Origin of the sequence: Prauserella salsuginis (assembly GCF_024648885.1) — a bacterium.
GTDB lineage: Bacteria > Actinomycetota > Actinomycetes > Mycobacteriales > Pseudonocardiaceae > Prauserella > Prauserella salsuginis.
The window spans coordinates 260,116-272,274 of sequence record NZ_JANBBF010000009.1; the positions used below are offsets into that span (position 1 = coordinate 260,116).

General features: G+C 69.4%; 8 protein-coding genes and 1 tRNA gene. 2 read left to right on the plus strand and 7 right to left on the minus strand.

From position 1 onward, the window contains the following. Nucleotides 1-264: 264 nt before the first annotated feature. The 7 genes from pknB to LY40_RS08055 form a co-directional block, all read right to left on the minus strand. Nucleotides 265-2,271 (minus strand): Stk1 family PASTA domain-containing Ser/Thr kinase, encoded by a 2,007-nt coding sequence (gene pknB, locus LY40_RS08025; RefSeq protein ID WP_183780851.1) that lies wholly within the window; start codon nucleotides 2,269-2,271, stop codon nucleotides 265-267. Beyond that, entirely contained in the window at nucleotides 2,268-3,674 is a 1,407-nt protein-coding gene (locus LY40_RS08030) for a serine/threonine-protein kinase (protein ID WP_258936406.1), read from the minus strand. The genes pknB and LY40_RS08030 overlap by 4 nt, the downstream gene beginning before the upstream one ends. Next, nucleotides 3,675-5,144: a peptidoglycan D,D-transpeptidase FtsI family protein gene (locus LY40_RS08035; RefSeq protein WP_183780847.1), complete on the minus strand. Its 1,470-nt coding sequence runs from the start codon at nucleotides 5,142-5,144 to the stop codon at nucleotides 3,675-3,677. Continuing rightward, nucleotides 5,141-7,078, minus strand: a complete 1,938-nt coding sequence (locus LY40_RS08040; RefSeq protein WP_258936407.1) for an FtsW/RodA/SpoVE family cell cycle protein — start codon at nucleotides 7,076-7,078, stop codon at nucleotides 5,141-5,143. The genes LY40_RS08035 and LY40_RS08040 overlap by 4 nt, the downstream gene beginning before the upstream one ends. Continuing rightward, the gene (locus LY40_RS08045) at nucleotides 7,078-8,565 is read right to left on the minus strand and encodes a PP2C family protein-serine/threonine phosphatase (RefSeq protein WP_258936408.1); all 1,488 of its coding nucleotides are present in this window, start codon (nucleotides 8,563-8,565) and stop codon (nucleotides 7,078-7,080) included. The genes LY40_RS08040 and LY40_RS08045 overlap by 1 nt, the downstream gene beginning before the upstream one ends. Beyond that, complete coding sequence (locus tag LY40_RS08050) at nucleotides 8,562-9,041, minus strand: FHA domain-containing protein FhaB/FipA (protein WP_183780841.1); 480 nt, start codon at nucleotides 9,039-9,041, stop codon at nucleotides 8,562-8,564. The genes LY40_RS08045 and LY40_RS08050 overlap by 4 nt, the downstream gene beginning before the upstream one ends. Nucleotides 9,042-9,201: 160 nt before the next feature. After that, nucleotides 9,202-10,506: an FhaA domain-containing protein gene (locus tag LY40_RS08055; protein WP_307876680.1), complete on the minus strand. Its 1,305-nt coding sequence runs from the start codon at nucleotides 10,504-10,506 to the stop codon at nucleotides 9,202-9,204. A gap of 134 nt (nucleotides 10,507-10,640) precedes the next feature. On the opposite strand from LY40_RS08055, the gene LY40_RS08060 reads away from it, so the two are divergent. After that, nucleotides 10,641-10,723, plus strand: a tRNA-Leu gene (locus LY40_RS08060). Nucleotides 10,724-11,038: 315 nt separating this feature from the next. Further along, nucleotides 11,039-12,088, plus strand: a complete 1,050-nt coding sequence (locus LY40_RS08065; protein WP_258936410.1) for a trans-sulfuration enzyme family protein — start codon at nucleotides 11,039-11,041, stop codon at nucleotides 12,086-12,088. The last annotated feature ends 71 nt before the right edge of the window (nucleotides 12,089-12,159 follow it).

Below are 12,159 nucleotides of genomic sequence, written 5' to 3' on the forward strand. Positions count from 1 at the left end.
GCCGCGGTGTGCACGGGGCCGCGCTCCGCCTACCGTGTTCGCGGCCGGTCGCTCGCCGGGTCGGCTGCTGCAGTGAGCTCCGCCGTGTTCGCCGCTGAGCGCGAGCCGTCCCAGCCACAAGCAGTCCAGTGGACGTGAGCCGGCCTCACGAGGCCGGCCACCCGAGAAACCCCGCCGAGGAGCCCGCACACACGAGAACGGCCGCGCCACCCGTCAGGGGCGGCGCGGCCGTCACGGCTCATCGCGGGCGGATCAGAGTTGCCGTTACCGAGGCGGGTCGAAGATCCCGCCGCCGTCGTCTTCCTCCTCACTGGATGGCGACGACGATCCGTCCTCCTCGGCGCCGATGTACAGCGTCACCGGCTGGCCCTTCGTGATCGCCTCACCGGGCGCGGGGCTGCTGTTGGTGACCTTGCCTACGTTCTCCTCGTCGGCGCCGGGATCGGCGACCCGGCTCGGCTGGTCGCCCTGCCAGCCCGCCTCCTTGAGCTTCTGCACGGCCTCCTCGTACGTCATGCCGGTCAGGTCCGGCATGTCCATCTGCTGGTTGGCGCCGTTGGACACCGTCAACTGGATGGTGTGGCCGCGTTCGAACTCGCCGGCGTTCGGCGTCTGGCTGATCACCGTGCCCTTCGGCTGTTCGCTGTCGGTGGTGGTGCGCGACACCGTGAAGCCGAGTTCCTCGAGCCGCGACTTCGCCTCGGGGAACTTCTTGCCCTGCATGTTCTCCACGGTGATCTTCTCAGGGGCCTTGCCCAGCGTGATCTTCACGCTCGTGCCCGATTCGATCTCGTGGTGGGCTGCCGGGTTCTGCTTGATGACCGTGTCAACGGCCGACGAGTCGTCGACCTCCTCGTAGTTCACGTCCTGGTCGAGCGACAGCCCGGCGTCCTTCAACGCCTGCTCGGCCTCGCCCTGGTCGAGGCCCTGCAGGTCCGGCACCCGCACCTGCGACGGCTTGACGCCCACCTGCAGAGTCAGCTGCTCGCTCACGTCCACGCGCGTGCCCGAGGACGGCGACACCGCCAGCACCGTGCCCCGCTGATCCGGGCTGCATGCGTTCGGGTCGTTCGGATCGGCCTGGGCCCGGCAGATGACCTCTTCCTGCTGAACGTTCGTGAAGCCCTCGGACTTCAGCTGTTCGACCGCCACCGCGGTCTGCTGCCCGACGACGTCCGGCACGGCCCGTTCGGTCGTCGAGTTGCTGTCGAACACACCGGCCAGCCAGGCGACGAACGCGACGAGACCGATGCCGAGCAGCACGAGCAGCGCGATGAGCCAGCCCTTCTTGCGGCGGCGCCTGCGCTCGTCCTCGTCGTCGTAGGCGGGGGCGTACTCGGCGTCGTCGTAGTCGCCGGCTGGGTCGCCCGCCGGCGCCCCCATCACCTGGGTGCGTTCCTCGTCGGACATCACCATCGGCGCGGACGGGCGCTGCCCGGTGAGCGTGCGCACCAGGTCGGAGCGCATCTCCGCGGCCGACTGGTAACGGTTGTCGGCACCCTTGGCGAGCGCCTTCAGCACCACCGCGTCGAGTTCGGGCGAGACCTCGGGGTTCATCGCCGACGGCGGTTTCGGGTCCTCCCGCACGTGCTGGTAGGCCACCGCAACCGGCGAATCGCCCGTGAACGGCGGATCGCCCGTCACCAGTTCGTACAGCACGCAGCCAGCGGCGTAGACGTCGCTGCGGGCGTCGACCCGCTCACCCCGCGCCTGCTCCGGCGACAGGTACTGAGCCGTGCCGATGACCGCGGCCGTCTGCGTCATCGCGGCCTGGCCGTCGTGAACGGCGCGGGCGATGCCGAAGTCCATCACCTTGACCGCACCGTTGCGCGTGATCATCACGTTCGCCGGCTTGACGTCGCGATGCACGATGCCGTGACGGTGCGAGAAGTCCAGCGCCGCCGACACGTCCGCCATGACCTCCATGGCCCGCTGCTCCGGCATCGGACCCTCGGTCTTGACGATGTCACGCAGCGTCCTGCCCTCGACGTACTCCATGACGATGTAGGGCAGCGGGCCGTACTCGGTGTCGGCCTCACCCGTGTCGTACACGGCGACGATGGCGGGGTGGTTCAGCGCGGCGGCGTTCTGCGCCTCGCGGCGGAACCGCTCCTGGAACTGGGGGTCGCGGGCGAGGTCGGCACGCAGGATCTTGACGGCCACCTCGCGGCCGAGCCGCACGTCGTGGGCGTGGTGGACCTCGGACATGCCGCCGTATCCGAGCGTGTCGCCAAGCTCGTAGCGGTTGGAGAGCATTCTCGGTGCGCTCATTGCTCGGTGCCGTCCCACTTCGTCCACGGTGTGCCCGTCATGCCTTCTGCGTTCTCGTCCAGGGCCCCGACGGTGCCGTCGGGGCCGGTTGTCGGTTGGCCGGCGGTACCCACGCCGGTTGCGTCGATGACCGCTTCGCCACCGATGTCGCCCGACGCCTGCGACCAGTTACTGCCGGTCGGCGGCGGCTGGTCCCCGACCCTGCCGGGAGGCGGGTCGGAGTCCTGTCCGAGCAGCACGATCAGCAGGGCGGCGACGACGGCCACGACCAGGACGGCGGCCAACGTGAGAAGTATCCACATCCCCGCGGGCCGCTGTCGCTGGTGAGCCCCCGGCGCGCCCACGCCCGGCGGCGTCATGCCGTGGGACGTGCCCCCGTGCCCCCCCATGACGCCGTTCTGAGCCGGTGAGACCGGTGACACCGGCTGCATCGACGGGTGAGATCCCTGCCCCACCGTATTCGGCTGTGGCTGATTTCCGGCCTGTCCCGCCTGTGTGACCTGGCCCGCGGGCGCGCCCGTGACCTGGCCACCTGCCGTGCCGTAGCCCGCGATCCCGGACGGCACCGGCAGTGGATGGCCCGCCTTCACGGCGGCGACGGCCGCGGCGAACTCGCCTCCGCTGGCGTAGCGCTGACGCGGATCCTTCACCAATGTGGCTTCGATCACGGCGCGGGCCGCGGGCGGCACGTCCGGCGGCAACGGCGGCGGCACGTCGCGGATGTGCATCATCGCCACGGTCACCGCGTTCTCCGACAGGAACGGCCTGCGCCCGGCGAGGCACTCGTACCCGCACACCGCGAGCGAATAGACGTCGCTTCCCGGCTCGGCGTCCTGCCCGAGTGCCTGCTCAGGGGCGATGTAGTGGGCGGTGCCCATCACCATGCCGTTGCGCGTCACGGGCGCCGAGTCCGCGGCCTTGGCGATGCCGAAGTCCGTCAGCTTCACCGCCCCCGTGGGCGTGACCATGATGTTGCCGGGCTTGACGTCGCGGTGCACCAGGCCGCGTTCGTGCGCGGCCTGCAGCGCGTGGCCCGCCTGCTCCAGCACGTCGAGGGTGCGTTCGGCCGAGATCCGGCCCTCCCGCTGCAGGATCCCCGCCAGCGGTTCGCCCTCGACCATCTCCATGACCAGGAACGCGATCGCCGACTCGCCGGCTTCGGTCTCGCCGTAGTCGTGTACCGCGGCGATGTTCTGGTGGTTCAGCGACGCGGTCGTCTTCGCCTCCGCGCGGAACCGGTGGAGGAACTCGGCGTTGCCGGACAACTCGGCCTTGAGGATCTTCACCGCCACCGGCCGGTCCAGCCGGGTGTCACTGGCTTCCCACACCTCGCCCATGCCGCCGACGGCGATTTGGCTGGTCAGCCGGTAGCGCTCCGCGATCAGTTGCCCGGTCGACAGCATCTAGCCACCCCCGAGACCGGCGGAGATGGTGGCCCTTGCGATTTCGGCGGCGACCGTGCCACCCGTCGCCGCCAGCCCGCGGTTGCCGCCCGATTCGACGATCACCGCGACGGCGATCTTCGGGTCGTCGTGCGGCGCGAACGCCGTGTACCAGGCATGCGGCGGGATGTTCTTCGGGTCGGAGCCGTGCTCGGCCGTGCCCGTCTTCGAGGCGATCTTCAGGTCCGAGTCCTTGCCACCGCCGCCGGTGTTCTCCTCGGACTGGATCATCATCTGCGTCAGCGCCTCGGCGGACTCGTCCGACATCGCCGGTTCGCCGGTCAGCTCCTCCTCGCCGATGTCCTCGATGGTCGACAGGTCCGGGGCCAACCGCGACTTGACGAGCTTCGGCTTCATCGCCATGCCGTCGTTGGCGACCGTCGCCGCCAACAGCGCGTCCTGCAACGGCGTCAGCCGCACGTCGCGCTGGCCGATGCCGCTCTGATACAGCGCCGCCTCGCTCTCCAGCTCGCCCAGGCTCGACGGCACGACACTCAGCGGGACCTGCAGGTCGTCCTGGCCGATGCCGAAGTTCTCCGCCGTCGCGCGGAGCTTGGCGGCCCCGAGGTCGCCCGCGATCTCCGCGAACGCCGTGTTGCACGAGTACTTCAGCGCGTCCTTGAGCGTGCTGCCGGGGCAGGTGGCGCCGCCGTAGTTCTCGAGCTGGGTGTTCGTGTGCGGCAGCGTGACCTCGGAGTCGGGGGTGACGCTCGCGTCGGGCTCCATGCCGTCCTCGAGCGCGGCGGCCGTCGTGACGATCTTGAACGTCGACCCGGGCGGGTACGTTTCCCGCACGGCCCGGTTCATCATCGGATTGCCCTCGGCCTCGGAGTACTCCTTCCACGCCTGCTGCTGCTCGTCGCCGTTGTGAGAGGCCAGCCGGTTCGGGTCGTACGACGGCGTCGACACCATGCCGAGGATGTCGCCGTTCTTCGGGTTCATCGCCACGACCGAGCCCGTGTAGCCGTTCTCGGTCATCGCCCGGTACGCCGCTTCTTGCACCGCGGGCTGGATCGTCAACCGCACGTTGCCGCCGCGCGGGTCACGTCCGGTGACCATGTCCGACAGCCTGCGCACGAACAGCCGCGGATCGGAACCGTTGAGGAACGCGTCCTCGGCGTTCTCGAGGCCGCCCGCGCCGTACATGATCGAGTAGTAGCCGGTCACGGGCGCATACATCGGGCCGTTGCGGTAGGTGCGCAGAAAGTTGAAGTTGTCGTTCGACGGTTCGACGCCCGCGAGCACCTGGCCCGCCTCGTTGGAGACGATCTTGCCGCGTTCACGGGAGTACTCCTCGTACAGCACCCGTGAGTTCCGGGAATCGGACGCGTAGTCGTCGCCCCGGACCACCTGGACGTACGTCGTGTTGGCCAGTAGCAGAGTCAGCATCGCCAGCATGACCATGCCGACCTTGCGCAGGGGAGTGTTCACGTCGCGTCATCCCCTTTCGGCCGGTTCGGTTCGTCGGTGCTCTCTTCGGTCGGCCAGGCGGGTTCGTCGGTCGGTGTCGATCGCTCCGCCTGCTGTGGGCCGGGTTGTGCGGGCCCGGCTTCCTTCGGTTGTTCCGGCGCGGACCCGGCGGCCTGCTCTTGCGGCTTTCCCTGGCCGGGCTCGGAGTGGGTGGCCCGGTTCGGCGCCTGCTGCGGCACCGGGGCTTGGCCCTGGGGCGGGGTCACCGGGTGTTGTGCCTTCCCGGGTGAGGCCTGCGCCGGCGACTGTTGCCCCGGGGAAGGCTGTTGCCCCGGGGAAGGCTGTGCGGGCGACTGCGATCCCGGTGGCTGTGACCCCGGCGATTGGGGCCCCTGCGAGTGGCGCTCCGGAGCTTGGGGTCCTGGAGCCTGCTGGCCCGCCGCAGCCGAAGCCGGCGCCGCGGGGCCGGCTCCTGCCTGCGGCTGCGGCGGGCGCTGCACCATCACGGTGTGCGCCTCGGCGATCGGCGCCAGCTGTTTCGGCGGCGCCTCCCCGCTCGGCTTCTGCTGCTGCGGCCTGCGCGCGGTGTCGGAGATGCGCAGCAACAGTGCCACGAGGATGTAGTTCGCCAGCAGCGACGACCCGCCCGCGGACAGGAACGGCGTCGTCACACCCGTCATCGGGATGAGCTTCGTGACACCGCCGACGATGACGAACACCTGCATGATGATCGCGAACGAAAGGCCGCCGCCGAGCAACTTGCCGAACGTGTCGCGCACCGCCAGCGCACTGCGCATTCCGCGCATCGCCAGCAGCAGGTACACCAGCAGCACCGCGGCGAGACCGACGAAGCCGATCTCCTCGCCGAGGGCGGCGCTGATGAAGTCGGTGTGTGCCTCCGGAACCATCTCCGGCCTGCCCGCACCCAGCCCGGTGCCGAACACTCCGCCGGTGCCGAGCCCGAACAGGCCCTGCGCGATCTGATAGCCGCCGCCGGGGTCGTCGTAGGTCGCCAGCGGGTCGATCCAGTTGGTGACACGTTGCTGCACGTGGGTGAACAACTGGTAGGCGATGAACGCGCCCAGGAGGAACATGCTCAGGCCGACGACGACCCAGATCGCACGCTCGGTGGCGACGTACAGCATCATCAGCGTGATACCGAAGAACAGCAGCGCCGTGCCGAGATCACGTTCGAACACGAGAATGCCGAGGCACACGACCGCGGCGATGATGATCGGCCCGAGATCCCGCGCACGCGGCAGTTCGACGCCGAGTATCCGTTTGCCCGCCGTCATGAACAGATCCCGCTTCGCGACGAGGAACGACGCGAAGAAGATCATCAACAGGATCTTGGCGAACTCGCCGGGCTGGATCGAGAAGCCCGGCAGCCGCAGCCACACCTTCGCGCCGTTGACCTCCGACAGCGACGCGGGAAGCACCGCAGGCAGCGCCAGCAGGATCAGACCGCTGAGACCGGCCGTGTAGGCGTAACTGGTGAGTGTGCGGTGGTCCTTGACGATGCGCAGCACCGCGAGGAACAGCGCCAACGCCACGACCGTGAACAACACCTGCCGGGGCGCGCTGCCCGCGAAATCCTGTCCCAGTGAGCGCGCACGCTCGGCCTCCGCCAGGTCCAGGCGGTAGATCGTCACCAGGCCGAGGCCGTTGAGCAGCGCCACGCACGGCAGGATCAGCGGATCCGCGTACGGTGCCCAGAACCGCACCGCCACGTGGGCTGCACTGAAGATCGCCAGGTAGGCGCCGCCGTACCAGAGGATCGACCACGACAGCGACTGTTCCTGGTTGATCTGCACCAGGACGAACGCCGTCGTGACGACGACCGCGGCTAACGCCAGCAGCATCAGCTCCGTGCCGCGGCGTTTCGGCAGCTCACGTGGTGGGTTCGTGGTGTACTGCCGCCCGACCGCACTCTGGTTGCCTGCGGCTGCGGTCATCAGTTACCGCCCGAGCCGGGCGCCGGACGGCAGTCCACCCCCGGCTGCTGGTCCTGTCCCGCCTGAGTGTTGGCTTCGCCCGACGTCGAATCGTCGGAGTTCCGCTGGTTCTGCCCGGCGCCGTCCGAGCCGCTGCCCGAGTCGCCGCCGGAGCCGCCGCTGTCGCCGCCGTCGTTCTGCTGACGCTCGCCCTCGCCGATGCCGCCGATGATGCCGCCGCCCTGCGGCTGGTCCTGCTCGTCGTCGCAGATCTCCAACATGTTGTTGCGGCGCAGCGTGTCGATGTACTCGCGTGCCGAGGCCAGGTCATCGCGCTTGACCGAGTTCGACACCGCCGAGCGGGCGTCCTGCTGCAGATCCTGCAGCCGCAGCGGCTCGCACAGCGTCGAGGACGGAGGACAGGACCCTTCGGCCTCCTCCTGCAGGTCCAGACCGAGCACACTGCCCGGAACGCCCTGGTAGATGACGACCTCGTCGTTCGAGCCGACACCCACGTAGTACTGGCTCATCACGAAATACCGGGTCGTGATCGCCGCCGCCGCGAGCAGCACGATCGCGAGCCCGATGCCGACGAGCAGGCGAATGCGCTTGCGCCGCTTCGCCTTCGGATCCTCCGGCTGCGGGCTCGCTTCGGCCTGCTGCGCCTGCGAGGACTGCTGCTGCTGTGACGCCGTGAGCGCCCGTGCGCGCGCCGCGGGGGAGTCACCCTGCGGACCCTCGTCGGTGCCGTCACCGGCGGCGCCGCCCACGATCGGGGCGTTCTCGCCGTAGTCGACGTCCACCACGTCCGCGATGATCACCGTGACGTTGTCCGTACCGCCGCCCTTGAGCGCCAGCTCGATCATCCGGTCCGCGCACTCCTGCGGGTCCGGGATCTGCATCGCCTCGGCCAGCGTCTCGTTGCTGACCATGCCGGACAGCCCGTCCGAACAGAACAGGTAGCGGTCGCCCGCCCGAGCCTCCCGCACCGTCAGGCTCGGCTCGACCTCGCTGCCCGTCAGCGCCTTGAGCAGGAGCGAACGCTGCGGATGTGTCGCCGCCTCCTCCTCGGTGATCCGCCCCTGCTCGATCAGCTCGTTGACGAAACTGTCGTCGCGCGTGATCTGGGAGAACTGCCCACCACGCAGCAGGTACGCCCGCGAATCGCCGACGTGGACCATGCCGAGCTTCGACCCCGAGAACAGTGCGGCGGTGAGCGTCGTGCCCATGCCGTCCAGCTCGGGGTCGTTCGACACCAGTTCCGCGATGGCCTGATTGCCCTGGACGGTGGCATCCCGGAGCTGACTGACCAGATCGTCGCCGGGTTCGTCGTCGTCGAGCGGCGCCAACGACGCGATGACGACCTTGCTGGCCACCTCACCGGCGGCGTGGCCGCCCATACCGTCGGCCAGCGCCAACAGGCGGGGGCCGGCATATACCGAGTCCTGGTTGTTGGATCGCACCAGGCCGCGGTCACTGCGTGCCGCGTAGCGAAGGACGAGAGTCATGGGCGAAGCTCGATCACCGTCTTGCCGATCCGGATGGGGACGCCGAGCGGGACTCGGAGGGGTGCAGTGACCTTAGCCCGGTCGAGGTAGGTGCCGTTCGTCGAGCCCAGGTCTTCCACGTACCACTCGTCTCCGCGCAGGGAGATACGAGCGTGGCGCGTCGACGCGTAGTCGTCGTCGAGCACCAGCGTGGAGTCGTCGGCACGGCCGATCATGATCGGCTTGCCGTCGAGTGCGATGCGCGTGCCGGACAGGGCGCCCTGCGTGACCACGAGCTGGCGCGGCATCTTCCCGCCGCCGCGTCCGCCCGCGCGTGGGCGCTTCTTGTCCTTGCCGCGGCGCAGGTTGGGGAGGTTCACCCGCAGACCGGACGCCGCGTAGAGGTCCGAACGCACCACGCGCAGCGCGGCGAACACGAACAGCCACAGCAGGAGCAGAAACCCTGCTCTGGTGAGTTGTACGACCAGCTCCGGCACCTGTTGTGTCAGCTCCCGCCTTTTCGCGCTCGCCCCACGGCGAACACGCCGCAGGCCCCCACATGGCCGCCATTATGCGTGACCAGCACGCGGCGCCCATGCGGGATTGCCGAAAAACCCGGGTTCCGCTGCCTCAGGCCCGGCCGAAACCCGGATTCGCTCAGCCCTGGGTCCGGAACACCAGCGACGAGTGACCGACGCGGATGACGTCACCGTCGGCCAGCTGCCAGGTCTGGACCGGGGTTCCGTTCACCGTCGAGCCGTTCGTCGAACCTATGTCGGCGAGCGTGGCGCTCTGGCCGTCCCACGTGATCTCCAGGTGGCGACGCGAGACACCAGTGTCGGGAAGGCGGAAGTCGGCGTCCTGGCCACGGCCCACGACGTTGCTGCCCTGCTTGAGGGAGTAGTTCCGGTTGGAACCGTCGTCGAGCTGCAGTGACGCCGTCAGCGGCCGCGGCGGGGCGCCGGCGGGGGCACCCGGGGCACCGGGCGCGCCGAAGCCGGGCTGGCCGTACGGGTCCTGCGCCGGCTGGCCGTAGGGGTCCGACTGCGGGGGCGGAGCCTGTGCCGGGTAGCCGCCGGGAGGGCTCGGCGGGGCCGCGTAGCCCTGGTCGTAGCCGGGCTGGCCGTACGGGTCCTGCGGGGGCTGACCGTAACCGCCGGGCTGGCCGTAGCCCGGGTCGTAGCCGCCGGGCTGGCCGTAACCCTGGCCGTACGGGTCCTGCTGCGGAGGCTGGCCGTAGCCCTGGTCGTAGCCCGGCTGGCCGTAACCCTGGGCGTACGGGTCCTGGCCATAGCCCTGGGCATAGGGGTCCTGCCCGTACTGGTCGTATCCGGGCTGGCCGTAGCCCTGGTCGTAGCCCGGCTGCCCGTACTGGTCGTATCCGGGCTGACCGTAACCCTGGTCGTAGCCCGGCTGGCCATATCCCTGGTCGTAGCCGGGCTGTCCCTGTCCGTATCCGTACTGGCCCTGGCCGTACGGGTCACCCTGGTCGTACTGGCCGTAGCCGCCGGGCTGGCTCATTGCTCGGTCTCCTGCGTCGCTGGTTCGTGCCGGCCGTGCTTGACCGTCGCCATCAAATGCTGCTGTGACGTCGGGATCAACGGTCGAGCGGGTCTTGAACTGTCCAGTATGCAGCGCTTCGTTGCGCTCTAGCGAAACTACGACGTCACCATAGGTGTCCCAACCGTGTTCGGACAGATGCTGTGAGACGGCGTCCGCCAGCAATCTGGTGACCCGCTGCTCATCGCCCGCCATCCGATCGTGATCTGCAGCACCCAAGGACACGATGTAGTGGTTCGGGGCGAGCTTCCGCCCGCCCGCGAGCTCACGAACGTTGTCCTCACTCTCGCGCTCCAGACTGTGCGCCACTTCCTCCGTGACGACATTGCCCCCGAACATCCGGGCGAACGTGTTGCCCACCAGGCTCTCGAGGCGCCGGTCAAAACGCTGAACACGACCCAATCCGGACAACCTCCTCCCTGGTGAACGCCCCTCTCGCATCGATCGTATCTGGGTTTGGCGCCCATGACACCGGGGCCGGTGAAAGCCCCTGAAACGGCCTGCTAGGCTATCGGTGCTGCCGCAGAGAGGCACTCGCGCGAGTGGCGGAATGGCAGACGCGCACGGTTCAGGTCCGTGTGTCCGAAAGGACGTGTGGGTTCAACTCCCACCTCGCGCACATAAGCGAAACGCCCCTTGCTCACGCAAGGGGCGTTTCGCTTTGTCAGCTCCTGCACTCGGCACCGCGTGTTCTGCGTTCAGGACGCCGTGTCCTGCGTTCGGTACCGCGTGTTCTGCGTTCCGGGGCGCGTGTTGCGAGTTCCGGGGCCGTGTTGCGGGTTCCGGAGGTCGTGTTGCGGCCATCACCAGATCCGGCATTGCAATCGAGGTGCCCCAGGGGCGTCTCCCCAGGGGAGACGTGACTGTGGAGACGTGACATCGCGTTGATCTCGTTGACGGGACGTGGGTGAGGGGCGCGGCTACGGTTGGGCGCGTGAACGAATCGTGGTCCGCGCGCACCCGCGCCATCCTCGCCGGCCGCCCCGACGCCGGTGACGGCAATCCCGCCAATGCCCCGCTCGTCCCGGCCAGCGCGCTCGGCCTCGAGTACTCCCGCGAGGTCGGCACCCCCACGTGGGCGGCCTTCGAAGAGGCCGTCGGCGCCCTCGAAGGCGGCACCGCGACGGCGTACGCCTCCGGCATGGCCACCGCCACCGCCGTGCTCGACCTGCTGCCCGCCGGGGCGACGATCGCCGTGCCCGTCTACAGCTACGCCGGCACTCGCGGCGCGTTCGACCACGCCCAGGAGCGGGGAAAACTGACCGTCCGGCGGATCGAGCCCACCGACACCGACGCCTGGATCGCCGCGGCAGGCGAGGTGGACGTGCTGTGGCTCGAATCGCCGACCAACCCGACGCTCGACGTCATGGACCTCGACGCGATCCTCAGGGCCGCCGGTTCGGGTGACCGCAAGCCGCTGACCGTCGTCGACAACACGTTCGCCACCCCGATCGGGCAACAGCCCCTGGGCATGGGTGCAGACGTAGTGGTGCACAGCGTCACGAAGTTCATCGGCGGGCACAGCGACCTGCTCCTCGGCGTCGCCGTGACCGCCCGCGACGACTTGTCGACATCGCTGCGTGAGGCGCGCACCCGCACGGGCACCACACCCGGTGCGCTCGAGGCGTGGTTGGCGCTGCGCGGGCTCCGCACGCTCGGGGTGCGGCTGGCCGAGGCGTCGAAGACCGCGTCGCTGCTGGCCGAACGGCTCGCCGCGCATCCGGCCGTCGTGCGGGTGCGTTACCCGGGATCGGGCGCCATGGTGTCGTTCGACCTCGCCGACGCCGACGCAGCCGAACGCCTCTGCGCGAACCTGAAGCTCATCCACAACGCGACGAGTCTCGGCGGAGTCGAGAGCACCATCGAACGCCGCGCTCACCTGCCGGGGGATTCGCACGTACCCGCCGGTCTGCTGCGGCTGAGCGTGGGCCTCGAAGACCCCGAGGACCTGTGGCGCGACGTGTCGGCCGTCCTCGACGGCTGATCCTCTTGACCGCCGATCGGCGTGGTGTCAAGGTCGCCTGCTGATCGGGTGCTCCGAGGTGGCCGGGAGGC